This is a genomic window from Bacillus sp. FSL K6-6540, assembly GCF_038007545.1.
Genome location: NZ_JBBOXH010000001.1, coordinates 1,283,286 through 1,309,272 on the forward strand (window position 1 = coordinate 1,283,286; position 25,987 = coordinate 1,309,272).

Below are 25,987 nucleotides of genomic sequence, written 5' to 3' on the forward strand. Positions count from 1 at the left end.
AACCGCAGATAATCCAAATACATCCAAGCGGCCCTTCATGCTGCAGGCGCCGGCTTGGATGTAGGTCTACGATATGATGACATTACATTTACATGGAAACTTCCTTTTGTCCGGATAGCTTCAGGAAGACGAGCAGCGACACGACCGTAATGACGGTAAGAATCGTGGAGAGTGCTGCCGCCACGCCGTAGTTTCCGCGAATGACCTCGGTATAGATGGCGACCGTGACGGTCTTGGTTTTGCCTGTATACAGAATGATCGAAGTGCTTAATTCGGTAATGATGGTAATCCAGCTCAGGATCGCGCCGGAGACGACGCCTGCCAGCATCATCGGAAGCGTAATCCTGAAGAACGTCTTCATCTGGGAAGCGCCCAGGCTGATCGCCGCTTCTTCGATCCCGTCGTTAATCTGATGCAGGATGGCTGCGCTGGATCGTATCGTATAGGGCAGGCGCCGGATGACAAACGAAATGATCATAATGACGGCCGTCCCGCTTAACGCCAGCGGTTTATTGTTGAATGTGATCAATAGGGCGATCCCCAGTATGGAGCCGGGAACGATATACGGGAACATGGTGAAGATATCCAGCGTATTCGTCAAGGCATTCTTTCTTCGAACGGTTACGTAAGCAATCAGTATCGCTAACAGAATGATGACTACCAGCGACACGATAGCCAGGAAGAACGTGTTCAGAATGACGCCGCCAATATTACTGAAGGCATCACGGTAGCTTTGGAGCGAGAACCCTTCCACAAAAATTCTGCCGTTGGATTTCAGGAACGAAGTATAGATGACATAGAGCTGCGGCAGCAGCGCGATTAACGTATACAGATAGATAACCGCATGAGCCGCGATATTGCCGATGCCCTTCTTCTTCTTGGCTTCGATCGGATGCAGTGCGCTCATCGTAAAGGATTTGCGATTGGCTACGAATTTTTGCAGCAGGAATATCGTGGTGGCGAACAGAACGACAATGACGCTAATCGCCGCCGCAAAGCCGTCATCGCCGCCGACCTCACTGATGAACTCGTTAAAGATCAGCACGGGCACGGTCTTATATCCTTCGCCGATCAGCATCGGCGTACCAAAATCGGCAAGCGCGCGCATGAAGACGAGCAGTCCGCCTGCCAGCAAGGTAGGCGTAATGAGCGGAAGGAGCACTTTGCGCATTTTGGCTAAGCCTGTATAGCCCATGCTCTCGGCAGCTTCCATCAGCGATTGGTCCATATTCTTAAGTGCGCCTGATACATACATGAAAATCAGAGGGACCATCTGCAAGGTCAAGACGACTAAGATCCCCGTAAATCCATAGATATCCGGCATCGTGATGCCGAATGTGCTGCTGACGAATTTCGTAATGACGCCGCTTCTTCCGAGCAGCAGGATCCAGGAGTAAGCGCCAATGAACGGAGCCGACATCGACGAGATCAGAATCAGTACGCGAATGGCCGAGCTGCCCTTTATCTTCACCGTCGCCATGATGTAGGCTAGTGGCGTTGCAATAATGGCCGCAAGCAAGGTTACGCTGACGGTCACCTTAACGCTGTTGAACAGGGCATTCAAATAGTAGGGCTTACTGAAAAACTTCGTGAAATAGGCAAGGGAAAAATCGCCTGTCGTGCCATTGTACACACTCTTGAACAGCATCGTAAACAATGGCAGGGCCAGAAACAGAATATAGAACACAAAGATCAGTAACGAAATGTTGGTCCAGACATCAAATCGTTTGCGCGTCTCTCTCATAGCCGGGCGCCCCTTGTATAGTTCAGTTCGCCGGCCGCATCATAGACATTAATTTTATCTTTTTTCACCTTGAGATAGATGTCTTGACCCGGCTCGAGGATCTGTGACGTTTTCGATTCCTGCGTGATCTCCACGCGTTGACCGGATGCCAAATCCACAAAATAATGGGTGTTCTGCCCCAAAAATACGCTGTGTACGATCGTTGCTTTCATGCCGGTCTGGTCCTCGGTCAGTATGAACTCTTCCGGCCGAACCGAGATTTGAACGTTTAGCGTATCAGCCTTGGCATCTGACTTTGGCACCTCGATGTTCGTCATCTCTTCCGAATAGCCGGAGCCGAATGCCAGGGCATAGCTGCCTCCGGATTTCGTTATATTGCCATCAAGAATGTTGGTCCGACCGATAAAGGTTGCAACGAATACGTTTGCAGGACGCTGGTAAATCTCCTGCGGCGTTCCCAGATGCTGAATCACCCCGGATTTCATGACCGCGATGCGGTCGGAAACCGCCATGGCTTCCTCCTGATCATGCGTGACGTAGACGGTGGTAATTCCGACTTCCCGCTGAATGTCTTTAATCGCGTTACGCATGTCGACCCGAAGCTTGGCATCGAGATTGGACAGAGGCTCATCCATCAGTAAGACGTCCGGCCGGATGACGATGGCTCTGGCTAGCGCAACGCGCTGCTGCTGGCCGCCGGACAGGTTCTTCGGCATGCGGTCTTTATAGGGCTCGATCTGAACGACCTTAAGGATGTCATCGACCTTGGCGTTAATCTCTGCCTTCGATAATTTCCGATTCTCCAGCCCGAACGCGATGTTTCCTTTGACGGTTAGGTGAGGGAAGATCGCATAGCTCTGAAAAACCATCCCGATATTCCGCTTGCCCGGTTCCACCTGGTTAATGACGCGCTCGTTAAAATGTATGGTTCCGCCTTCAATGCTGTTGAAGCCGGCAATCATGCGCAGCAGTGTCGTCTTGCCGCACCCGGAGGGCCCGAGAAGGGTGAAGAATTCACCCTTCTCGATCTCCAGGGACAGCTCGGGAATGACGGTTGTGTCGCCGTATTTTTTGATTAAGTCTTGAATGGTTATGGTTACGCTCATGGTTGTCACCTGATTCTATAGTTTATTTAACGCTAGTGAACAAATCGACATAACGCTCAACGATCTCGGATTTATGCGCGCTGACATAGTCCGTGTCTTCATCGATCATGTGGATCTCTTCATAAGGCTTCATGTGGTCGCCAAGCTTGGTATCCTGGCGAAGCGGGCGGTTCGTTAATTGCGTGCCGAACGCATCCTGCGCTTCTTGGGACAGGATGAAGTCGATGAATTTCTTGGCGTTGTCCATATGCGGCGCATCTTTGATGATGGCGGATCCCGCATCCAGGAATACGGCGCCTTCTTTCGGATACACGATTTCTACCGGTGCGCCGTTCTTTACATAAGTGCTGGAAGGGTCTTCGTAAGTAAGGCCGACTACGTATTCTCCGTCCGCCACGCTTTTGTGAACGGCGCCGGAACCGCTGGCGATTTTGCCGTCCAGGTTCTCGATCAGTTGACCGACGTAATTCCAGCCCTGCTCACTCTCATAATCGCCGCCCATGGCTTTCAGCATGTTCGTTAACTGTGCGAAAGCGGAGCTGGAGCTTGCCGGGTCGGCGGAAGCAATTTTCCCTTTAAGCTGCGGGTTCAGCAAATCCGCATAACCTTCGATTTTGATATCGCCGATCAGGTTTTTGTTCACGAGCAGCACGCTGCCATCCGAGATATAAGGGGTAGCGAAGCCCGACGTATTGCGGTGTCCTTCCATTAAATTCTTGTCTTCAGGCGATACGTAAGGCTCGTATAAAGCTTCGTTTTCGCGGAAGCCGGCCATGGAACCGCCGAACATCACGTCAGCGTATGGGTTCTGCTTCTCGGACTGTAAGCGCTTAATAATTTCTCCGGTGCCAGCCGTTACAAGCTCAACCGTGATCCCGGTCTGCTTCTCGAACATCGGAATGATGGTTTTGATGATCTCCTCGCTGTTTGGACTGTAGATCACGAGCTTATTCGACGAACCCGAATCGGACTCGCTGCTTGCACAACCGCTCAGCGCTCCTATAATGAGCACGCAGGTTAACAGTAAAATCGACAGCTTTTTCATGAATAATCCCCCTTGAGCAAATGTTCGTTTCGTAATTGCATGTTCATTGTAGCAAGCTTGGTACCGTTTACATAATCCCATAATCCGCAAACATCGTCTAAAATTCGCAACCTATTTTCGATTAGAAAGGAATCCGAACCGGCATATTTTAAAGAATTCTTTTAGATCCGTTAGGGCAAGATATGGTTTGGAACAACGTTCGGCAAGATGGAGCTGTTCCTGTCACAAATTTCGAAGGAGTGAGATGGATGGCTAATAAAAACGATCGTAATCATAAGGCTGATGCTGACCGCGACACGACCAACATGGGCGTTGACGCTGGAGAAGCTATCGGAACCGCGGGCGGCGGCGTCGTAGGTGCTGCTGTAGGTTCCATACTGGGTCCGATCGGCACGATTGCCGGTGGTATCGCAGGCGCAGCATTGGGTAACAAAGCTGGCGAGGCTGCAGAAAATGACGACAACGATTCAAAATAAACGGCGTTAAACTACCATCTGCACGAGTAAAAATAAGGGGGCCTGGTGAATCCGGTGTGCCCTTAATTATTTGTAGCTGTATGGTTGGACAAAGAACCGCGCTCCTGCGCGGTTCTTTCATTTTACATATAAGTTCTATGCAGCTGTAAACTTCAATTCCCTTGGCTTGACATACCACTACGCGATGTAGTAGGTTATAATTACTACATCGTGTAGTAATTAGTTCGTTATGGACGCATAACGACGTAAAGAGGTGTTCACCGTGAACCAGGTTCAAAAATTATCGGATACTGAAATGGAGCTTATGGAGGTGATTTGGGAGTGTACGCCGCCTGTCACATCCACCGAATTGCTCGCACTGTTCGCCCAGAGAGGAAGAGAATGGAAGGCACAGACCATGTCCACCTTCCTGTCGCGTTTGGTGGACAAAGGGGCACTTACGGCTGCGAGGGATGGACGGACCAATAAATATACGCCGCGCATTTCGCCTGAAGATTATAAGCTGATGGAAGTGAAGCACGTCCTGGACGGATTATATCAAGGCTCGGTTAAAAACCTAATTTCGGCTTTGTATGACGGCGAAAAGCTTTCAGATGAAGATATTGCAGAGCTGAAGCAATGGTTCTCGCAAAAGTAGGGGGTGCTTATGAATACTATTCTTGAATTGCTGTTAACCCTTACCGTTGCTGGAAGTGCTGTTGTAGCCTGCATTCTTGTACTGCGGATCGTATTCGTCAATACCTTTCCCACAAAGTGGCGCTATGGAATTGGCAAAATGGCAGTAGTCTTTTATCTTTTACCTGTCGTCCTTGGTATTCAGTGGATCTCACCGCTTTTTACATTTAGTGCAACAGCAACCGTTCCCATTGTGAACGAGTTGCCTTCAACTGTGCAACATGCGATGCCCGGTCCATATTCAGGGACTGGTTTGGAGCCGCTTATTCCGGCAAAGACCATTTCAGTAAACGTAGCCCTGCCCCTTATTATCTTATGGGCAATCGGCGCTATAGCTTTTGCTGCATGGCAGATGTATTGTTATCGCAGATTTTTAAAGAAACTAGAACATTCGCGTGTCACCGTTCCGATAAGCAGCGAAGCAGCGAAACAGCTTTCCTTCATCAAGGAAGCTCTTGGTGTGAAAAGCAGCGTCGGGCTTGCCCACAGCTCCATCATTCGGAGCCCTGTACTTGTCGGCCTGTGGAAACCAACCATTTATCTCCCTATAGAGAATACCGTTAACATGGACATGGTAATCCGTCATGAGTTGATCCATCTGAAACGGAAAGATTTATGGGTCAAAGCGTTCACGCTCGGAGCAAGCGCCCTGCATTGGTTTAACCCTTTGGTGCATATTCTTCGCAAGGACCTTCATGTATGGAGCGAGTTGTCTTGCGATGAAGAAGTCGTAAAAGAGATGTCCTATGCCGAGCGGAAACGCTATGGGGAGACGATTTTAAGCGTCATGGCAGGGTCAAGGAATTTACCCGTGCAATTTATTGCCTCCTTATCCGGTGACGGCAAACAATTGAAAAGGAGATTAATGATGATGCTGAATGTAAAGAAACAAAAAAAGAAAACAATGTATCTCACGTTAACAGCGGTGTTTTTGGTTGCTGTAATTAGCACATCAGCAGCGGCATGGGCTTCTAGCAATACGCCTAAAGTCATTGAAAAAGAGGCTGGTCATGCAGAAGCTCAACCAACAGAAGCGGCCCCTAGAGCGGTACCTTCTGAATTCGTAGTTGAGAATAAAGGAAACCATGTTGTAGATTATCCCAAAGAAGCTCGTCCTGAAGCTGCCGCTGAGAATGAAGAAAACGAGGTTGTAGCTTATCCAGAAGAAGCTCGTCTTGTTGCTGTCGCTGAAGGAAGCAATGTCGTGGATTATCCAACAGAGGCTCGTCCTGCAGCTGTAGTTGAGAAAGAAGGAAGCGATGTTGTGGATTATCCAACAGAAGCTCGTCCTGTGGCTGAAGTTAAGAATGAAGGAAGCAATGTTATAGCTCCTCCAACGGAAGCTGCCCCTTCGGAGATGGTCGTTGAGAGTGAAGGAAACCCAGTTGTAGCTCCTTCAGCAGAAGCTCGTCCTGTCGATCAGGGTTATAAGTCTCATCCAAAGGAGACTCCCCGAGTACTTCCATTACGATAAGATCCATGACGCTTGAAGATATTCTGAGTGTGCTTGATGCTGATGAGTGACGCATTCTAACATAAACGATGAACGTTAATTAGAGCAAAAACGAAAGAAGAGGATTCTCCCTCTTCTTTCGCTTTATATGGAATGGCCTCAGATCGCATTTATAGCTGTAGCTGTAAAAGCCAGCCTATGGTACGATGTGAAGGATTGGCAAGCGAGCAAGCTGGCAAATCGTCATACGATCATAGACATGGGATTGGGGATAACATCTTGAAGCAGTTTAAGAAAGTTTACATAGAAATCACGAGCATTTGTAATTTGGCCTGCACGTTCTGTCCGCCGACGGAGCGCAAGGCCAACTTCATTAAAGTGGAGGACTTTGCGAGAAGATTGGATGAGATCAAGCCGCACACGAGTTACATTTATCTGCATGTGAAGGGAGAGCCGCTGCTTCATCCGAAGATCGACGAGCTGCTGGATATCAGCCATGAGAAGGGGTTCAAGGTCAACATCACGACCAACGGCACGTTGATCGCGAAGAACCGGCATAAGCTGCTGGGCAAGCCGGCATTGAGACAGATGAACTTCTCGCTCCACAGCTTTGACGGACATGTCGGCTCCACGGACCGTGAGGGATATTTGCGGGACATCCTCTCTTTTGTGCGGGATGCGGAGGAGCATAAAGTCATCTTCTCCTTCCGTTTGTGGAATTTGACGCAGGACAACCAAACGAACCTGGAGAAGAGCCGAAACCGCCAGACGCTTGAAATTTTGGAGCAGGAATTCAATTTGGACTACCGCATCGAAGAAAAGGTTGAACCCGGCGGTGGCGTAAGGGTAGCCGAACGCGTCTACCTGAACCAGGATTATGAGTTCCAGTGGCCGAGCTTGTCGGCCCCGGAGGATGACGGCAAGGGCTTCTGCCACGCGCTGCGCAGTCAGGCGGCCATTCTTGTAGACGGGACGGTCGTGCCTTGCTGTCTGGACGGGGAAGGGGTCATCAACTTGGGTAACCTGCATCAGAAGTCCTTTTCGGACATCGTGGATGGGGAGCGGGCGAACAACCTCGTGGACGGATTTTCGCGCCGGGAAGCGGTTGAGGAATTATGCAGAAAATGCGGGTATCGGCAGCGGTTTGGGGCATAAAGGGGAGGCGGAGGAAAATTCCGCTTCTTTTTTTATGCCGATCTGTGGTATCGTTATATGTTATGACGTAAATATAGATATTCACCATAAAGGAGATCCCATGACATTTGAAGATTTAAATATATCCCCTGTCATTCTCAAGGCTTTGGCCAAGGAGAATTACAAAGCGCCGACGCCTATTCAGGCTCAGGCGATCCCGGCTGTGCTGGCCGGCAGAGATTTGCTGGGCTGCGCCCAGACCGGAACGGGGAAGACCGCCGCTTTTTCGGTGCCGATGATCCAGCTGTTGAATCAGCAACCCCCTAAACCGGGCATGGGGCGCCGCATTCGCGCATTGGTGTTGTCGCCGACCCGGGAGCTTGCCCTGCAAATTTCGGATAACGTCAAAGCTTACAGCCAGTTCACCAAGCTGCGTTCGACGGCCATTGTTGGCGGCGTTTCGCAGAAGACGCAGGAGCGAGCGCTTCAGCAAGGAGCGGACATCCTGATTGCGACCCCAGGCAGGCTGCTGGACCTCATGAATCAGAAGCACGTCGATTTGCAGCATGTGGAGATTTTGGTGCTGGATGAGGCCGACCGGATGCTGGATATGGGCTTCATCCATGACGTGAAGCGAATCATCGCCAAAATGCCGAGCAAAAAACAAACGCTGTTCTTCTCGGCCACGATGCCTGCGGAAATCACCCAGCTTGTCCAAACCTTGCTGCACAATCCCGTAAAAGTCGAGATCACGCCGGTCTCCTCTACGGCCGAACGGATCGAGCAATCGGTGTACCTGCTGGAAACCGGGAATAAGCAGCAGCAATTGAATGAGCTGATGAAGGACCCTTCCATCGTGTCGGCATTGGTCTTTACCCGTACGAAGCGGGGAGCTGACCGGGTTGCGCGCGGACTGAACAAGGTGAATATTACGGCTCAGGCCATTCACGGCGACAAATCGCAAACCAGCCGCCAGACGGCGCTCAACAATTTCAAAAGCGGGGCGACCCGCGTCCTGGTGGCAACGGATATTGCCGCGCGGGGAATCGACATCGACGAGCTGTCGCATGTCATTAACTTCAACCTCCCGAACATTCCGGAAACGTATGTGCACCGGATTGGGCGCACGGGGCGCGCGGGACTGAGCGGGACGGCGATATCGTTTTGCGAAGTGGACGAGGTTCCTTTTCTTCGGGATATCGAGAAGCTAATCGGAAAGTCCATTCCGGAAGTGAAGGACCATGCCTTTCCGATGTCCGGGGCGTTAAGAGCCGCCAAGGTGGACCCGACGCCAAAATCCGGCTCGTCCAAGCCCGGCAAAGGCAGGTCAGCTGCATCGAGACCTGCTAAACCGAAGGCGGATACGGCCCGCAAACCAAAGGCCGACGCGGCACGTAACCCGAAGACGGGTGCACCCCGCCAATCAAGACAAGACGCGGGAATTAAGCCGAAGACGGACGCCGCCCGCCAATCCAAGACGAACTCGGCGCGTAAGCCCATGACGGAAGCCGTCACGAATCCATATTCAGAGATGGCACGCAAGCTGAGTTCGGAAGCAGCTTCGAAACCTAACAACGGCCAGGCCCGGAAACGCAAGTCCGGCGGATTCAACAAGGGAAGCAGAGCCGGCAGACCTTCATAAGTGGAAGCGGCGATTGGGGGATGACTTCTTATCATGGCCAACAGCCATTCATGCATGCCCTAAACCACGCACCATGCGCATGAATTATGCAGCCGTTTCCGACGAACCCATTAAACATAAAAAGCACCCTTTTCCACTTGTGAAGTGGAAGGGTGCTTTTTTTTCTTGATGCCGCTAGTGAGCTACTCGCTCTTTCTCCCCGCAAGAAACAGAAACAACGGAATTCTGCGCCTGCGCTCATAGGTTTCCTCGTTGACAAAATACGCTCGCACAGGATGGGACTCCCTCAAGTGCTCCACGATAAAGCCGGCTTCCTGCATTGCCCGGAAGTAATCCTCGACGGTTCTATGGTACTTATGAACGGTGCCGCCGAGCCATTGCTGCTCCCGGTAGCCTTGGATGAAGTAGTTGTCCACCACCCAATTCGTTCTGGTGCCGGATGGCTGCAGCGTGGAGGTAATGACGGGATGCTCGACGGAGAAGATGAACCTTCCACCTGGCTTCAAGGTCTGGTGAACGCTTCGAAAGATACTCCCGATATCCTGCAGATAATGAAGGGCGAGCCTGGAGAGCACCACCTCATAGGTGTCGCGCGGATACGCATAGTCCTCCATCCTCATGAGTTGAACGGTTGCGTCCTTGTAATCGGCCAGGCTGCTTGAAGCAGCTTCCACCATATTGCGGGAGCCCTCGATTCCGGTATAGGAGGCACACCCTTGTTGAAGCAGTTCCACGCCGAAGCCGGCATCCCCGCATCCCAGGTCCAATACATGAAGGCCCGCGATATCTCCCAGCAGCTGCCAGATGACGGGCTTCTCTAACGTATCGTTGGCATTCTCATGCCACTGCCGCCGTTCCATGTATTTCTCGAAATTCTTGTCGTTGTCGTAAAAATCGGATCCGTGATAGCTCATAAGTCCCTCCTTCGAATATCATGCTGCATCCATCTTGATGTACTGTACCACATCGCAGACGCCATATGAACGAATAAGCCGGAAAAAAATATTACTTCATCATGGTATTGATATTTGCCGAGTTCTTCTGCGTTCGTTGCGCGGATCGTTCCTCACGGAACAGGATCCATGTCACCACGAGGATATAACCAACAGTGCCAATATGAATCCACGCGCTGGCCGGAGCTGCCCCGTCACTACGCAGAACTAATATGGCATCTACAATAGGCATCTCTATGCTGAGGATGGACAGGACGATGAGCACTCTACGCATGCGCAATAACAATAGTGCCCCAATGATCAGGCCGATATATAAATCGCGATTGGCCTTGATGTAGATGATGGCTGTATCCGATGGGTGGAAAAGAGTCAAACCAAAGCCTTGAATGGCAGCCTCCGGTTGAATAAACGCATTAGTTCCTAGAAACAGCATAAACAGCGACAGTGAAGCGACCAGCCAGTAGGAATAAGAACGCGGACCCCAATTCTGCGATGTCCAAGAGTTGCTGGAACCATATGAATTCATAACATAGCCCTCCTATTATTTCCGATAGCGTCCAGGCTGCAGTATAACGTATCCTGTCATGCTCCGGTTTGCATTGACTTTAGACTAACACTCACCATAGAATCTTGATAAGAACGCACTTTCGAGTAAGGAGCTTACTTTAAAGTAAGCCATAGAGGAGGGCTGTATGAAAACATCTGCCAGGTCTGTCGTTAGCGAGTGTCCCATTGAAACGGTCATGCATGTAATAGGCGGGAAGTGGAAGCCTCTGATCCTATGGCATCTGATGGAATCCACCAAACGCTTCAGCGATTTGGAAAAGGACATACCCGAGGTAACGCAGAAGATGCTGGCCCAGCATCTGCGCGAATTGGAGAGTGACGGGCTCGTCGTTCGGACCATACACCCCTCGGTTCCGCCAAAAGTCGAATATGCTCTGAGCGAATATGGAATCACGCTGCTGCCTGTGCTGGAATCGATGTGCAACTGGGGGACGATTCATAATCGAATAGCCGCAGGAAGTTTCTGTGATGCAAAAATGAAATAAAAGATTTATTTCTGGCATCGGACAATAGGCTCGTATCAAGCAGAAAAATAGGCTGTTGTAGGAGGAAGCACATGTACATCGTCAATGTGGAAGGTGCCGTGCATAAGGACGGGCAGTGGCTGATGATAACACGCAGCTTGAAGGAAGAGAACGCCGGCGGAACGCTTTCGTTCGTGGGAGGCAAGGTCGACAAGGAAGGCAGCACGCTGGATATTCTGGAGCGCACGGTGAAGCGGGAGCTTTACGAAGAAGTCGGGGTTGAGGTGAAGGAAAACGTTACATATGTCTACAGCTCTTCGTTTGTAACGGGCGATGGCCGTCCCGTCATCAATATGGTGTTCTTGTGCGAGTATAATGGAGGAACGCCGTATTGCAAAAGCCCGGACGAGGTCGATTCGGTGCAGTGGATGACGCTGTCGGAAATTAGGGATCATCCCCAGACACCGCCGTGGACGATGGAGAGCGTGCGGCGGGCGGAGGAGGCGCGAAGGAGGTTCAAATAAGCATGGTTTTCGAAAAGCAAAATCCTAAGAAACGGGGTTAGGGTATGAGCAGCCTATTGCAGGTTCGAGTCACCGGAATTTTGATCGAAGACGAACGGATTCTGCTGGTCAAACAGAGCGTTTCATCGGAACGCGGCTGGTCGCTTCCGGGAGGAAGGGTAGAGCAAGGGGAAACACTGGAGGAAGCCATGATTCGGGAAATGGAAGAGGAGACCGGGCTTGTTACAAAAGTGACGAAGCTTCTGTATTTATGCGATAAGCCGGATTCATCGCCATCCCTCTTGCATATTACGTTTTTGCTGGAACGCTTGGAGGGGGAAATCCGCCTCCCGACGAATGAGTTCGATCTCAATCCTATCGGCGATGTGGTCATGGTCCCGATCGCAGATTTAGCAAACCACGGGTTTACCGAGAAGTTTATGACGATCGTTCAGCGCGGATTTCCGGAGTCAGGAAGCTATCAAGGGCTCAAACGCAATATTGGATTATAGGGAGGTGCCGATCCTATGAAAAAGATATACATCGTACGCCATTGCCAAGCGGAGGGACAAGCGGCGGATGCTCCGTTAACCGAGCAGGGGCTTCAGCAATCGCTTGAACTTGCTGAATTTCTGCACGACAAAGGGATTGACCGTATTGTTTCAAGTTCTTATCGCAGGGCTCACGACACCATTACACCCTTGGCTGATCGCATGGGCGTGGCCGTTATGCTGGATGAGAGGTTGACCGAGCGAATACTGTCGGGGGGAAATGCACCTGGATGGCGGGAGATGCTGCGCAGAACCTATGAGGATCTGGACTTGTGCTTTGAAGGCGGAGAATCAAGCCGTACAGCCATGCATCGTGCGGTAAGCGTAGTCCATGAGGTTCTGCAGAGTTCAAGCCGGGATGCCGTTATCGTATCCCATGGCAATCTGATTTCGCTTCTGCTGAAGCATTACGATGACCGGATCGGCTTCAACGAGTGGGAGGCTTTCTCCAATCCAGACGTATATGAGCTCAGCTTCCGTTCAGATGTACCGGAAATCCAGCGGATATGGAATTCATAGCCACGAAAGAAGGCGTATGTAAAAAAGACTTCATAAGCATTTATTCCCTATATTTGGCGGTGGCCCGTCCCCTATAATGGAGTTGCACGGATATCCGGCTTGTTCATCCCAAGGATTGAGATTCGCATAACAAAGAATAATCGCGGCGGAGGCAAGCGGCGTGCATGGGTTCGAAATACCATTGGAGATTATGAAATAAAGGGGATATGAACCATGGCCAAAACAAAACGGGGCCGCGCACTATGGAACATGCCATCGCGCGGCCGCGGCACATGCCCGGTATGCAGCACGTCGCGCATCAAACTTCTCTACGTCGCCAATAAATCGGACGGCACGGCACTGAAGGTATGCAAACGATGCCAGAATGCCGATCAGTCCAGAGTGGACGCAGCGGTAGTGTAAGAAGCGGCTTAGCTGATATCTAGGTCGACAGCAACAGAGCAACCGTGTTCCGTACGTGGAGCCGCAACATCTGAAAAACCCGTTCCTTCATGAAGAAGGGCGGGTTTTTTATGGTGCCAGGGCCTTCATTCTCCATGAGGAGGTTTACTTTGTAATTCGGATGGTTTAACATCTGATTTAACAAACTATAAATTAGATGAGTGTTAAATTTATATAAGGAGTTGAGTCGATAACCATGCAATTGGATAAGGTGGTCAGTTATCACAAGGCGCTCGCAGACCCGACCCGAATCAAAATGCTCATACTGCTTGCGGAAGGCGAAATGAACGGCCAGCTTCTGGCCGAGAAGATCGGCGTCACGCCGGCTACGATTACGCACCACGCGGCGAAGCTGCGGGAAGCGAGCCTCATCAACGAACGCAGGGACAAGAACACGATCTTTTTTTCGCTGAACGATTATTTTATTAAGAACAGTGCGACAGCGACGGAGAATCTGATTTACCAAAGAGTCCGGTCCGAGGGCGTAACGGAAAGCTTGCAGGAAGAAGAACGGCGGATGAGGGATTCCGTAATCAAGAACTTCTTCACCTCCGACGGGAAGCTGAAGAGCATCCCTGCCCAGCTAAAGAAGAAACTCATCGTGCTTACGCATATGGTATCCCGGTTGGAGAAGGGACAGAAGTACAGCGAGAAGGAAATGAACGAGTTTATCAAAGAGTATCATGAAGACTTTGCGACGATCCGGAGGGAGTTTATCATGCATCACTTCATGTTCCGGGACAATGGGGTGTATGAGCTCAATCCGGAGAAGATGTGGGCACGGTGGGAGGATCTGTCCTAATGAAAGAACATTCGCCGCTAACCCATCAACGGATCGAGGATGCCAAAGCGGGGGATTTTGATGCCTACCGGATGATCGTCAACGAGTATTCCAACGCCCTGTTATCCGTTGCGTACAGCGTGCTGGGAGATTTCCACGAGGCACAGGATGCGGTGCAGGAAGCATTTCTGAAGTGCTATCGCAACCTGCATACGCTGAACGATCCAGCGAAACTGGGCAGCTGGCTGTATGCGATAACGCGCCGGACCAGCCTCGATTTTGCCAAACGAAGCAAGCGGGCTCTCCCCCTGCACGAAACGACTCCAGCATCGGACAATATCACGCCATGGCTGGAACAATATGTGATCCATGATTCCGTCTGGGGAGCCTTGCAGGGATTGGAGGAGAAGAGTAAATCCGTTGTCGTGCTGCACTACTTAAGCGAGTGGTCCATGAAAGAGATCGGACAGTTCCTTAACATGTCGGTATCTGCGGTTGAAAGCCGAATACGACGTGCCAGAGAAGTTTTGAAACAGCATCTAGCCCGTGACTTCGAGCATTATTTCCTTACTCATCGTTTGGGGAGGGATTTCGAGCAGCAGGTCTCGGAACATGTCCTTAAGCGAGCCGGTCATTTCTATATTCCAGTCACGGATAAGGGGCAGGCCACCGCCTGGTTTATCCTGCATTTTCATCTAGGAACCAGCAGGCACGGCAATCCGGTGCTGGAATCCGGACAGGAATTGTATTTGCTCGAGTGTCAGCACCACGCCCCGGCGAGCATGCCTGTACTCACGTTCGAAGCAGCGAGCGTTGGGGAGTTAGAGCAGCGGCTGCATCAACATGGGATTGGAATCGAGCCGATCCGGGAAGATGCTTTATTCGGCAAATTGCTGGTATTCTATGATCCCGACGGCAATAAGTATCATGCAATTGAACCGAATTGATAAAAAAATGGCTCTCCGTGACGGAATCGGTCCGGTTCCATCGTCTATATATTGAAACCACATTGAACAAGAGGTGAATCGAATGACGATAGACAACCCATTAAACGAAGCGCCCAATCTCCAATCCTTGAACAAGCCGTTGCTTAAGAGGGTTCATTGCAATTATCTACCGGTAAGGAATCTTCCGCTGGCGGTAAAATGGTACTCGGAGCTATTTGGCCTTACTGTGAGAAAATGCGACGATACAGGCGCCATCTTGATCTTAGGGGACGGACAGTGGTTATTCCTGCTGGAAACACTGGATAACCGAACAGCCAACTTCATAACCAACCAATGGGAAGGGGAGAATTATGAGATGTTCTCGTTAACCTTCGAGGTAGAGAATATTACGGAACTGCATAAGCGGCTGCGGGAAAATGGAGCACAGGTCGAGCCGCTGGTAGATCACGGTTCCTGCGGATTGCAGTTCAAATTCAAGGATCCCGACGGCAACAAGTTTAATGTTTGGCAGGATGCACCCACGAGCTGACCCATCGAACCACAAGAATGGAAAGGCAAGCGCTGGCTTGAATGAGTCAGAGGGCTTGCCTTTTTGTATTTCCGCGATTCCGATTGGAAACGGCGGCATCTTATGACGTCTTATGAATGTTCACCCCAGGGCCATCTGTCGTTATAGGTGGTGGTCTAATTCTCTGTTTACGTTTACAATGGGAAATATTAGGGCTAAATCCCAAGTGAGGTGATTGGATGGAAGTTTACCGCTGCATGAACCATCCCGAAAGGCCGGCCGTCGCTCAGTGCACGCGCTGCGGAAAGCCGGTGTGCGACGAATGCCATAATCCGGAGACAGGCCGCTGCCGCTACCGATGCGGCGAAATGAACCCTGCTCCCGGCATGCCCGGACGGTCCAAGAACATTTGGGTGACCGTGATTGTCTCCATACTGGCCATCCTGGGCGGGCTTGCGCTGCTGCTGCTCGCGATTTGCGGAACGATCCTGTTTTCCTATTAAAGAACGCGTTTCGAACTCGAACATGGTCTTATTTTCAACTCAAGTTTTCATTCAAGGAGTGGGCGGATGGAATTTCCTGTTTATTTGTACCTGGGCTCCTGGCGGATTCATCCGCATGTGTTATTTGAATCGCTGGCCTACTTTATCGGCTTTCGGGTGTATTTATGGACCCGCCGGCCGAGCGGCATGACAAAGCTGATGAGCCTGCAGCTTCTGGCCGGCATCATCGCCGGGGCTGCCATTGGGGCCAAGCTGCTGTACTGGTTTGAGGATCCGGCGGCCACTTGGGAACAGCTGCGCCAATTCCATCTCCTCTGGGGTGGCAAGACGATTGTCGGCGGTCTTCTCGGCGGATTGATCGGCGTCGAGCTGACCAAACGCTGGGTGGGCTGGAAGCATTCCACGGGCGATGATTTTGTGTACCCTCTGATGCTGGGCCTGGCCCTTGGGCGAATCGGCTGTTTTCTGACCGGCCTCGACGACCATACCTATGGCACGCCGACAACCTGGTTCACGGGCGTGGATTTCGGCGACGGGATCTATCGCCACCCGACTCAGCTGTATGAGATCCTCTTCCTGATCGTGCTGGCCCTGCTGCTGATGCCGCTGTACCGTCAAAGCCGCGGCAGATCGACTCGCGAGGGCTATGTGTCCGGGCGGATGTTCCAGTGGTTCATGGCCGGGTATCTGCTGTTCCGCCTGGCGATCGAATGGATCAAGCCGACGCCGCATCCTTACCTGGGATTGAACAATATCCAGCTGGCCTGCATCGCGGGCCTCATCTATTACGCATGGCTGATCGGCGGCAGAAACCGGATTCGCCGCTTCACGCCGGATTCCCGTCTTCCAAGCTGACCAAAGGAGTATGATTATGCCAAAAAACCGGCCTTATCTGTATCATGAACTGACGAACAGCATATGCACGACCTGTTACCGCAAAGTGGAAGCCAAGATCATCGAGGAGAACGGCATGGTGTATATGCTCAAAAGATGCCTCGTGCACGGTCCGGAAAAAGTACTGATCGCAACCGAGGCCGAGTATTACCATCAGACGCGAAAGTTCATCAAGCCGTCCGAAATGCCGCTCGTCTGGAATACGCCGATCCGTTACGGCTGCCCTTACGACTGCGGACTGTGTCCGGACCATGAGCAGCACAGCTGCCTCACGCTGCTGGAGATTACGGATCACTGCAATCTGCAGTGCCCGATCTGCTTCGCCGAATCGTCGCCGCACCGCACCTCCTACCGGTCGCTGGCACAGATCGAATTCATGCTCGACCGGATCGTGGAGAACGAGGGGGAGCCCGACATCGTGCAGATCAGCGGCGGCGAGCCGACGACGCACCCGGATTTCTTCGACATCCTGGATATGTGCAAAAGCCGTCCCATCAAGCATATCATGGTGAACACGAACGGCATTCGCATCGCCCAGGACCGCGATTTTGCGCGGAGGCTGGCCGAATATATGCCCGGCTTCGAGATTTACCTGCAGTTCGACAGCTTTGAGGAACATGTGCTGAAGGAGCTGAGAGGGGCGGACCTGCGGCGCATCCGCCGGCAGGCCATCGAGCACCTGAATGAATTCAACATCTCCACGACACTGGTCGTCACGCTGAAGAAAGGGCTCAACGACGGCGAAATCGGCGACATCATTCAGTATGGGCTTCAGCAAAAGGCGGTGCGCGGCGTCACCATTCAGCCGATTCAGGCGGCGGGACGGCTGGAGGGGTATGATCCGGCAACCGATCGGCTGACCGTAAGCGAAGTCCGGCGGATGATCATCGACCAGTCCGAAGTGTTTACGGACGCGGACATTCTGCCGGTGCCCTGCCACCCGGACTGCCTCGCCATGGGTTATGCGTTGAAGCTGGGCGGGGAAGTGCTCCCGCTGACGCGGATGATCGACCCGGAAATCCTACTTGAAGGCGACAGCAACACGATTGTATTCGAACAGGACCCGGTCATCCGGGGCAAAATGTTTGAGCTGCTGTCGACGGGCCACTCGCCGCAATCCTCGGCGCTTTCCCTGAAGAGCCTGCTCTGCTGCCTGCCGCTGGCCGCCGTGCCGGAGCAGATTACGTACGACAACGTCTTCCGGGTCATTATCATGCAGTTCCTGGATGCCCATAACTTCGATGTCCGGTCCGTCAAGAAATCCTGCGTGCATATCGTGCATCCCGACGGGCGGATGATCCCGTTCGACACCTATAACATGTTTTACCGGGATGACAAGGAAGAGCTGCTGAAGGAACTGAAGGAAGAGGTTGCCACCGCATGGGACAGATAAGCCGTTCTAAGGCAATGTACTTCAATTCGAGCTTACATAGGGAGGCGATACATGGTGCAGAACAATAGCCCTGAACCTGAGAAGGCGTCTCCATTTCTATTGGATCAGAACATGAAGATCGATCACGCCGAAGCGGACGAATGGTTATGGTATTCCCCATTGGAAGAGCCATTCCGAGTATCCGGCTTTGCCTGGTTCGACACCGAACGTATCTATCGCAGGCTGCCCGCCGTACCTGAGGTTCCCGTCCGACCGGAGGTGGATACGCTTGCGAACTGCACATCGGGCGGTCAAATCAGCTTCCGAACGGATTCGCGGAACGTATCCGTCCGCGTGCGGTTGACGGCAGGATCCGGCATGTACCATATGCCCCCCACCGGGGAGTGCGGAGTGGATGCGTATATCGGCGGCCCGGGCGAGTGGAAATATGCAGGAACCGCCCGTTTCCAGCCAGGTCAGGCAGAGTATGAGAGCAGCCTTTTCACTGTCGAAGACCGCAAAGCACGCTCGTTCCTGCTCAACATGCCTTTATATCAGGGGGTTGAGGAGATATGGATCGGAATGGAGCCGGGAGCGGAGGTCCTTTCGCCGGAACCCTATGATTCCAGCGCGAGAGTGGTGATATACGGAACCTCCATCACGCAAGGCGGATGCGCGTCGCGGCCCGGCATGTCGTACACGAACATCTTAAGCCGCAGGCTCCATCTGGAGTTTATCAACCTGGGATTCTCGGGGAACGGCAAGGGAGAGCCGGAGCTTGCCGAACTGGCCGCCCAAATCTCGGAGCCGGCTTGTCTCGTGATTGATTATGAGGCGAATTGCGGAGGGACCGAAGCTTATCGTCAAACCTTGCCGCGGTATATCGAGACCTACCGGAAGTTCCATCCTGAGGTTCCCATCATCCTGGTATCCCGCATCCCTCATGGAGCCGAGTCGTTTATGCCGGAGTTTCGCGAAGGACGGCTTGAACGGAAAAAGTTTCAGCTGGAGCTCATTCGGGAGCTGACGGAGGCCGGAGACCATAACCTAACGTTTGTGGACGGATCGGATTGGTTAGGCGACGATCCCGGGGAAACGACCGTTGACGGGGTTCATCCGACGGACCTCGGCTTCAAGCTGATGGCGGACCGGCTTGAGCCTGTGCTAAGGCAAGTGATTGGCGATATAGCTGCAGCAGCAAGGCGATAGAACCGTTACAGGGTAGACACTTAGCGTGCGAACAGCGTAACGAAAGGCGTAACGAAACGTTCATAAGCTACAATCGTGAGAGAGCCCGTTCCAGGTTGGAACGGGCTTTTGTCTGCGCCGTCGCTGCATTCAAAAGTTTTAATTGTTTACCTAATAAATGAAATGTTATGATAACAATTAACTAATAACTTATCGATTACCTTAAAGGATGTGTACAGGTTATGGCAGGAAAAGTCACGATGCAGCAAATTGCCGATCATCTCGGCCTTTCGAAGTTCGCTGTTTCTAAAGCGCTTTCAGGTAAATCCGGCGTCAGTCTCGAGACCCGGGAGAAAATCGTGAACCTCGCGACCCAGCTCGGTTATTTTGCCAATAAGTCGCCGAAGGCCGGAAGCAAGAAGAACGAAGCCAATGCCGACGGCAGCCAAGCCGCTAAGGAGACCGTCATCGTGCTTGTGCCGAATGTCCGCTACCAAACGCGGGATTCCCTGTATTGGGGACGGATTATCGACGGCATCACGAATGAGCTTGAGGCAAGGGACACGGGGATGGTCATCGTGACCGATCAGTTCAAGGACAGCTTCGCGAATTTGATTAATCCGAGCGGGGTGAGAGGCATCATCGGCGTCGGATTCATCTCTTCGCAGCTGCTGCTCGAAATCCGCAGCCTGGATATTCCCTTTGTCTTGATCGATCATGAGGATCCGCTGATACCGTCGGATGCCCTGTTCATGAACAATGTGGAGTGCATGAGACGGGTGACCAATTACTTGATCGGCTGCGGGCATCGAACCCTTCAGTTCGTAGGGAACGTCCGGTTCTCGCGCAGCTTCGCCGATCGTTATCAAGGCTATCGCTCCGTCCTCGTCGAGCAGGGGATCCCGCTGGATCAGAACGAGGAGCTACTTAGCTTTGAAGGAGATAACCGCTCCGAGATGACGGAGGCGCTTGAGACGATACTAAGCCGGATGGAGGAGCTGCCTACCGCCTTTGTGTGCGCGAACGACTCCATTGCCATCTGTATCATGACGGTGCTCGTCAAGCTGGGCGCCAAGGTGCCGGCAGACTGCTCGGTTACCGGCTTTGACAATATTGAGGATGCCGCTTATGCGGCTCCGTCACTGAGCACCATCCACGTCAACAAGGAGGCGTTCGGACGCAGGGCGGTGGAGATGCTGGCGAGACGGGTGGAGCAGCCGGACAGCCCGCTGGAAAAAATACTGCTGGCCGGCGACTTCATCCTCCGCGAATCCACCGCTTATGCAAAGAAGGTCGACTGACGTGAACCTGCGCGGCTACATTACCCGTCTATGGAAGGAGCGGCCGGCCGGACGCTTGGACCGCAAGCTGTTTGTGGTCTTTCTGTTTCTGATTATCCTGCCGATCGGACTCATCACGTATTTTTCGGCAGAGCGTTATACGGCCACCATCGAGAACAATACGGTCGCCTACGTGTCTCAGCTGTCGAGTAAAATGATGGGCAAGCTGGATGATTACGTGACCGATATGATGAAAATATCGATCATTCCTTCGTACCTTAATGAAATTCAGTCCGGGCTCGAGATGTCCAACCGGCATTACCAGGCGGAAGGGAAGCCGAAGGAACCGGCAAGCTTGAACGAGAGCGAGCTGAAGCTCCAGATTACGCGCAAGGTCGAGCGGAGCATTTATTTCATGAACAACATCAAAGAAGGCACAAGCAACGTATACCTGTTCGACCTTTTCGGCAACCCGTATTACGTGGTCAAAAGCGGAGGCAACCGTTCGAATCTGCAGCAGTACTATGACAACTGGCGCAAGCTGGCCACGGCGGCCGGCGGCCGGCCCGTGCTGGTCAGCACGCAGGAGATCGCCGTGTCCGCCGGCAGCAAGCAGTATATGTTCACGGTCGTCCGCGACATCATCGATAAATCGTACCATTCCATCGGCACCATTGTGGTGGATGCCAACATCCGCGTGATCGAGAACATCGTCACCGACCTGGAGGAGACGACGCACGGCACCACCTTCATCCTGGATGACAACGGGACTGTGATCTATGACAGCGAGAAGAAATATTTGTCCCGCAGCATGACCGACAATGCGGCGCTTGCCCAGGCCACCGGCAACGAAGGAAGCTTTCGCCATAAGGTCGACGGGGAGGAGCAGCTTGTCGTTTACCGGAAATCCGAGCAGACCGGCTGGCTGATCCTGATTACGGTGCCGGAGCGGCAGCTGATGCAGGATGCGCTCAAGACCCGCAAGATAACGATCGCGGCGGCTGTCGGCGTTACCAGCTTTGCCCTCATCATTTCATTGATTCTGATCTATGCGCTGACAAGGCCGCTGCGGTCCATCGTCCATCTGATGAAGCAGGTGCAGACCGGCAAGCTGGATGTGGTGTTCCCGGTCCGAAGGCGGGACGAAGCCTCGTTGATCGGGGTCTCGTTCAACCGGATGATGGCACGCATCAAACAGCTCATCGACGATATTTACGCGATCGAGAAGCGGAAGAAGGAGGCGGAGCTGGAGCGTCTTCAGCACCAGATCAATCCGCATTTTATTTACAATACGCTGGAAACGATCCGGATGACGGCCGTCCTTCACAACGATCAGGAGGTGGGGGACATGGTTCAGCTGTTAGGGCAGCAGCTTCGTTACAGCATTCATGCCGGCAGCGAGGTCGTGGTCGTGAAGCGCGAGTGGGAACATGTCAAAGCCTACATCGAGCTGCTGAATTACCGGTACGGCGAGCGGTTCGTGCTGACGCTGCCGGATGATCCGGGGGCTGATTCCATTCGGGTGATGAAGCTGCTGTTTCAGCCGATCATCGAGAACGCCGTCAATCACGGCTTTGACGAGAACAAAACCGTGCTGCATCTGACCATTACCTATGCCATGGATGGCATGAACCATGTGTTTACCGTTACGGATGACGGGCTGGGCATGTCGGCAGAAGCGCTTGCGAGGCTGCGCAGCATGCTGGATCAGGCGCAGCCCCAAGGAACGGACGGCCGGGGAGTCGGGCTGCGAAACGTGCACGAGCGGCTGCAGCTCCGATACGGAAGACCCTACGGCCTTACCGTAGACAGCGAGGAAGGGCGAGGAACTGCCGTCCGGATTACCTTTCCCGCGGAACATGTAGAAGAACCGAGAACAGGAGGACTTGCAAATGGTTAACATCGCCGTGGTGGATGACGAGGAACGGATCAGGCTGGGGCTTGGCAAGCTGATACGGGACGCAGGCGAGCAATATCGGGTCGTGGGGACGTTTGCAAGCGGCCAGGAGCTGCTGGATCAATGGCATGAGCTCCAGCCCGACCTGGTCATTACCGATATCAAAATGCCGCAAATGAACGGGCTCCAGCTGATGGCGAATATCAAGCAGATGGCCAGCCGCACCAAATTCGCCGTGCTCAGCGGTTATAACGATTTCGAATATGCCCGCACCGCCATGCGGCAGGGAGCGCTGGAATATTTACTTAAGCCGGTCAACATGAAAGAGCTGCTCCGCATGCTGGAGAACGTCGACGAGCTGGTGAAGGGCGAGCAGAACGAGCGCAAGCTGGAGTCGGACGATCTGGTCAGCTTCCTGTTAGGCACGGATCAGCGAACCATGCCGGAGCATCTGTTCGAAGAAGTCTGCGACCGGCTGGATCAGCAGGCGCTGTTCCACGGACATTACGCGGTGCTCCTGCTTCGCACGTTCCCGGAGATCGCGGAAGAGAAGCTGCTGGCGTGGACGTCGGTTTGGGGGACGGAGCGGAGAATCATCGGCTGCGAAGGAGGAAGGCAGGCGATCTTGGCGTCCATCGCCGAGTCGGGCTATGCGGATATGGCGAGAGAATGGGCGGCCATGCTGCTGCAGCAGCTTCCCGCGGGCACTTCGGCGAAGCTGGGCATCAGCGGCGTATTCAGCGGGAGCCGCTGGCTCCCGCAAGCCTATAGGGAAGCCGCGAGCGTCCTGGAGCAGGCTTGGTACAGCGATGAACGGCGCAACTGCGGAGGCGAAGGCATAGCGGCGGTTCACCGGGAAGAGCGCTACCGGCTTGTCCGTTCCTTGGATAAACAGCTGCTTCCGGCACTGCGTGCGGGCGAGTATGCACGTTTGCCGGCGGCGATGGGCACCTGGCTGGAAGAGACGGCTTCCCTGCGGCCCGGCTGGGCCGAATTGAGGGAAGCTTCCCTGACCCTGGAGTCGCATGTGGCGGAAGAGATGAAGCAGCGCGGCATTGACGCAGGGGATGCAGATTGGAACCTGGAGCCGGGGGACAGCGAGAATTGGCGTTCGTTCGCGGGCCGGCTGAAGCGCGCTGTGGAGGCTGCCGCCGGGCTTCTGGATCAAGGGAAGAGCGAGCATCGGGCTGTCGAGACGATCAAGGCCTATATTCAGCAGCATTACACCGAGGAGCTGGAGCTTCAGCACCTCGCCGACCTGGTCTATCTGACTCCGAGCTACTTGAGCAAGCTGTTCAAGACCGAAACGGGCGAGACGATTACGGACTATTGCATCGCCGTGCGAATCGAGCATGCCAAGCGGCTGCTGAAGGAGGATCACGGGCTCAAGACGTATATGGTCGGCGAACGCGTGGGCTACCCGGACCCGGCTTATTTCAATAAAGTGTTCAAAAAAATGACCGGAAAAACGCCAAAGGAGTACCGCGATTTTGTTAGGTGACTGTTATCTAAACTGAGGACAATAAAAGCAAACAAAGTCTATTATTTTTCGGGGCGCTGTCTTTTATAATGATTGAAAACGGTACCATTTCATCCAGAAAGCGAGGAAGGGAACGTGTTCAATTTCAGTTATAAAACGCAGCGCTATCTTATTCTGTTCGGTTTCCTTGCCATTCCCGTGCTCCTGTCACTGACCTTCTCTTATTATCCGGCGCTCTCGCTGTTGTATTACAGCTTGACGGACTGGTCGGGTCTCGGCTGGGATATGAACTTTATCGGCTTTGACAATTACGTCGAGATTTTTACGAAGCCCGAAGTGTTCAGCTCACTCAAGAACAATCTGTATTATCTGATCGGGGGTCTCATCCAGGTCGTCTTTGCCCTCTATTTTGCCGTTATTCTGACGGGCAAGCTGAAGGGGAGAAACGGCTTCCGGGTCGCCTTGTTCCTGCCGTACGTGCTGCACAGCGTGGCTACGGTGATCATGTTCAAGAACGTGTACCACATGGAATACGGATCGCTGAATACGCTGCTCGGCGCGCTGGGACTCGAATCCTGGCAGCAGAGCTGGCTGGGCGATAAAGGGATCGTGAATTTTGCGCTGGCCTTCATCTCGATGTGGAAGTACATGGGGCTGAACATGGTCATCTTTATCGGGGCGCTGCAGTCGATACCGGGCGACCTGTACGAGGCAGCATCCATCGACGGGGCATCGGGCTGGCAGAAGTTCCGTTACATCACCTTGCCTAGCATCCGGGGCGTGCTGGAGCTGATGCTGATCCTCACCTTGACGGGCGCGCTCGAAGCGTTCGATATTCCGTTTGTGATGCTGCTCGGGGCGAACGATACGTCGACCTTCGTTATCAAGACGGTGGATACGGCATTCAAGTATCAGAACTTCGGACTGGCCTCGGCGATGGCGGTCGTGCTGCTGATCATCGTGCTGCTGTTCATTGTCATCCAGCGGAAGCTGCTGTTCAGGGAGGAGAAGCAATCATGAAAAGGGAAGGCTCGATCGGCTTTAGGATTTTCAATTATTTCACGTTGGTTGTCGCTTTGTTCGTGGTGTTCTTCCCGATTTACTCGATCTTCGTGGGGGCGTTCAAGACCCAGGTGGAGTATTATCAATCCGGCCTCAGCTTGCCTGACAATTTCTTTAACTTCGAGAACTTCAAGCGGGTGATCGACATTGGGGATTTGGGGCTCGGATTTCGCAATATCCTGATCGTATTGGTCATTTCGGTGGTCGGCAACATCCTGTTCGGTACCATGGTCGCTTATGCGGTCGGACGGTTCGAATTCAAGATGAAAAAAGCGATCATGGGCATGTACCTGGTCGCTCAGGTCATTCCGATGGTCACGACGCAGGTGGCTACCTTCAGTGTCATCCAGAGCCTGGGAGCCTACAACACGATGTTTGCGCCGATTCTGCTGTACTTGGGAGCCGACGTGCTCCAGATCGTCATCTATCTGCAATTCGTGAACAGCATCCCGCGGGATCTGGATGAGAGCGCCATGCTGGAAGGGGCGTCCCTGTTCAAAATCTACCGCTCCATCATCTTCCCGCTGCTTGCGCCGGCTACGGCGACCCTGGTCATTCTGAAAAGCATCTCGATTTACAACGATTTTTACACGCCGTACCTGTATATGCCGAGCCAAGACCTGAAGGTGGTATCCACCGCGATTTATTCCTTCATCGGTCCGAACGCGGCGCAGCTGAACGTGATCTCGGCAGGCATTCTCATTATATTCATTCCGACGGTCGTGTTGTTCTTGTTCATGCAGCGGTACATTTTTGCGGGGGTTACGAACGGAGCGGTCAAATAACGAACACTAGACGATGA

27 protein-coding genes are annotated in these 25,987 nt (G+C 52.8%); 22 read left to right on the forward strand and 5 right to left on the reverse strand.

Annotation, left to right across the window (positions count from 1 at the left end):
- Positions 1-88: 88 nt before the first annotated feature.
- Genes MHH82_RS05515 through MHH82_RS05525 form a run of 3 tightly spaced genes read right to left on the reverse strand, consistent with a single transcriptional unit; the run spans position 89 to position 3,895 of the window.
- Entirely contained in the window at positions 89-1,744 is a 1,656-nt protein-coding gene (locus MHH82_RS05515) for an ABC transporter permease (protein ID WP_009592251.1), read from the reverse strand.
- The gene (locus MHH82_RS05520; RefSeq protein ID WP_340964114.1) at positions 1,741-2,850 is read right to left on the reverse strand and encodes an ABC transporter ATP-binding protein; all 1,110 of its coding nucleotides are present in this window, start codon (positions 2,848-2,850) and stop codon (positions 1,741-1,743) included. The genes MHH82_RS05515 and MHH82_RS05520 overlap by 4 nt, the downstream gene beginning before the upstream one ends.
- A gap of 22 nt (positions 2,851-2,872) precedes the next feature.
- Positions 2,873-3,895 (reverse strand): ABC transporter substrate-binding protein, encoded by a 1,023-nt coding sequence (locus tag MHH82_RS05525; protein WP_012819234.1) that lies wholly within the window; start codon positions 3,893-3,895, stop codon positions 2,873-2,875.
- Positions 3,896-4,143: 248 nt separating this feature from the next.
- Between MHH82_RS05525 and MHH82_RS05530 the strand changes: the two genes are divergently transcribed.
- From MHH82_RS05530 to MHH82_RS05550, 5 genes are all read left to right on the forward strand, one after another.
- Positions 4,144-4,371 carry a glycine zipper domain-containing protein gene (locus MHH82_RS05530; RefSeq protein WP_012819235.1) on the forward strand — a complete coding sequence of 76 codons (228 nt, stop codon included), beginning with the start codon at positions 4,144-4,146 and terminating at the stop codon, positions 4,369-4,371.
- A 262-nt stretch (positions 4,372-4,633) separates the two neighbouring features.
- The gene (locus tag MHH82_RS05535; RefSeq protein WP_251499728.1) at positions 4,634-5,008 is read left to right on the forward strand and encodes a BlaI/MecI/CopY family transcriptional regulator; all 375 of its coding nucleotides are present in this window, start codon (positions 4,634-4,636) and stop codon (positions 5,006-5,008) included.
- A gap of 9 nt (positions 5,009-5,017) precedes the next feature.
- Positions 5,018-6,520: a M56 family metallopeptidase gene (locus tag MHH82_RS05540; RefSeq protein WP_340964120.1), complete on the forward strand. Its 1,503-nt coding sequence runs from the start codon at positions 5,018-5,020 to the stop codon at positions 6,518-6,520.
- Between the two features lie 258 nt (positions 6,521-6,778).
- Positions 6,779-7,654, forward strand: a complete 876-nt coding sequence (locus tag MHH82_RS05545) for a radical SAM/SPASM domain-containing protein (RefSeq protein ID WP_145038963.1) — start codon at positions 6,779-6,781, stop codon at positions 7,652-7,654.
- Between the two features lie 100 nt (positions 7,655-7,754).
- Positions 7,755-9,275, forward strand: coding sequence for a DEAD/DEAH box helicase (locus MHH82_RS05550; protein WP_145038956.1), 1,521 nt, complete (start codon positions 7,755-7,757; stop codon positions 9,273-9,275).
- Positions 9,276-9,457: 182 nt separating this feature from the next.
- Here the strand turns inward: MHH82_RS05550 and MHH82_RS05555 are convergent, their stop codons facing one another.
- Positions 9,458-10,189, reverse strand: a complete 732-nt coding sequence (locus MHH82_RS05555) for a class I SAM-dependent methyltransferase (protein ID WP_012819240.1) — start codon at positions 10,187-10,189, stop codon at positions 9,458-9,460.
- A 91-nt stretch (positions 10,190-10,280) separates the two neighbouring features.
- On the reverse strand, positions 10,281-10,754 hold the full coding sequence (locus MHH82_RS05560) for a DUF4267 domain-containing protein (protein ID WP_145038952.1): 474 nt from the start codon (positions 10,752-10,754) through the stop codon (positions 10,281-10,283).
- A 166-nt stretch (positions 10,755-10,920) separates the two neighbouring features.
- On the opposite strand from MHH82_RS05560, the gene MHH82_RS05565 reads away from it, so the two are divergent.
- The 17 genes from MHH82_RS05565 (at position 10,921) to MHH82_RS05645 (ending at position 25,970) form a co-directional block, all read left to right on the forward strand.
- Positions 10,921-11,280, forward strand: coding sequence for a winged helix-turn-helix transcriptional regulator (locus tag MHH82_RS05565; protein WP_340964129.1), 360 nt, complete (start codon positions 10,921-10,923; stop codon positions 11,278-11,280).
- A 71-nt stretch (positions 11,281-11,351) separates the two neighbouring features.
- Positions 11,352-11,783 (forward strand): NUDIX hydrolase, encoded by a 432-nt coding sequence (locus MHH82_RS05570; protein ID WP_012819241.1) that lies wholly within the window; start codon positions 11,352-11,354, stop codon positions 11,781-11,783.
- 44 nt (positions 11,784-11,827) lie between these two features.
- Entirely contained in the window at positions 11,828-12,274 is a 447-nt protein-coding gene (locus MHH82_RS05575) for an NUDIX hydrolase (RefSeq protein WP_036662132.1), read from the forward strand.
- A 15-nt stretch (positions 12,275-12,289) separates the two neighbouring features.
- On the forward strand, positions 12,290-12,832 hold the full coding sequence (locus MHH82_RS05580) for a histidine phosphatase family protein (protein ID WP_012819243.1): 543 nt from the start codon (positions 12,290-12,292) through the stop codon (positions 12,830-12,832).
- Positions 12,833-13,045: 213 nt separating this feature from the next.
- A complete protein-coding gene (locus tag MHH82_RS05585; protein ID WP_009593181.1) occupies positions 13,046-13,234 on the forward strand; it encodes a hypothetical protein in 189 nt (62 codons plus the stop codon).
- 235 nt (positions 13,235-13,469) lie between these two features.
- A complete protein-coding gene (locus MHH82_RS05590) occupies positions 13,470-14,075 on the forward strand; it encodes a DUF2087 domain-containing protein (protein ID WP_036662136.1) in 606 nt (201 codons plus the stop codon).
- Positions 14,075-15,001, forward strand: coding sequence for a sigma-70 family RNA polymerase sigma factor (locus MHH82_RS05595; protein WP_340964155.1), 927 nt, complete (start codon positions 14,075-14,077; stop codon positions 14,999-15,001). The genes MHH82_RS05590 and MHH82_RS05595 overlap by 1 nt, the downstream gene beginning before the upstream one ends.
- An 82-nt stretch (positions 15,002-15,083) precedes the next feature.
- Positions 15,084-15,530, forward strand: a complete 447-nt coding sequence (locus MHH82_RS05600; protein WP_340964158.1) for a VOC family protein — start codon at positions 15,084-15,086, stop codon at positions 15,528-15,530.
- A 218-nt stretch (positions 15,531-15,748) separates the two neighbouring features.
- Positions 15,749-16,012 (forward strand): B-box zinc finger protein, encoded by a 264-nt coding sequence (locus MHH82_RS05605; protein ID WP_012819247.1) that lies wholly within the window; start codon positions 15,749-15,751, stop codon positions 16,010-16,012.
- Between the two features lie 66 nt (positions 16,013-16,078).
- The gene (locus MHH82_RS05610; protein ID WP_251499703.1) at positions 16,079-16,867 is read left to right on the forward strand and encodes a prolipoprotein diacylglyceryl transferase; all 789 of its coding nucleotides are present in this window, start codon (positions 16,079-16,081) and stop codon (positions 16,865-16,867) included.
- A gap of 16 nt (positions 16,868-16,883) precedes the next feature.
- On the forward strand, positions 16,884-18,299 hold the full coding sequence (locus MHH82_RS05615; RefSeq protein ID WP_036662144.1) for a radical SAM protein: 1,416 nt from the start codon (positions 16,884-16,886) through the stop codon (positions 18,297-18,299).
- 51 nt (positions 18,300-18,350) lie between these two features.
- Entirely contained in the window at positions 18,351-19,487 is a 1,137-nt protein-coding gene (locus MHH82_RS05620; protein WP_340964169.1) for an SGNH/GDSL hydrolase family protein, read from the forward strand.
- A 221-nt stretch (positions 19,488-19,708) separates the two neighbouring features.
- The gene (locus tag MHH82_RS05625) at positions 19,709-20,767 is read left to right on the forward strand and encodes a LacI family DNA-binding transcriptional regulator (protein WP_340964171.1); all 1,059 of its coding nucleotides are present in this window, start codon (positions 19,709-19,711) and stop codon (positions 20,765-20,767) included.
- A gap of 1 nt (position 20,768) precedes the next feature.
- Complete coding sequence (locus MHH82_RS05630) at positions 20,769-22,646, forward strand: sensor histidine kinase (RefSeq protein WP_340964174.1); 1,878 nt, start codon at positions 20,769-20,771, stop codon at positions 22,644-22,646.
- Positions 22,639-24,144 (forward strand): response regulator transcription factor, encoded by a 1,506-nt coding sequence (locus MHH82_RS05635; RefSeq protein ID WP_340964176.1) that lies wholly within the window; start codon positions 22,639-22,641, stop codon positions 24,142-24,144. Before MHH82_RS05630 ends, MHH82_RS05635 begins: the two co-directional genes overlap by 8 nt.
- Before the next feature lie 114 nt (positions 24,145-24,258).
- The gene (locus MHH82_RS05640; protein ID WP_009593160.1) at positions 24,259-25,143 is read left to right on the forward strand and encodes a carbohydrate ABC transporter permease; all 885 of its coding nucleotides are present in this window, start codon (positions 24,259-24,261) and stop codon (positions 25,141-25,143) included.
- Positions 25,140-25,970: a carbohydrate ABC transporter permease gene (locus MHH82_RS05645; RefSeq protein ID WP_012819254.1), complete on the forward strand. Its 831-nt coding sequence runs from the start codon at positions 25,140-25,142 to the stop codon at positions 25,968-25,970. The genes MHH82_RS05640 and MHH82_RS05645 overlap by 4 nt, the downstream gene beginning before the upstream one ends.
- Positions 25,971-25,987: the final 17 nt, after the last annotated feature.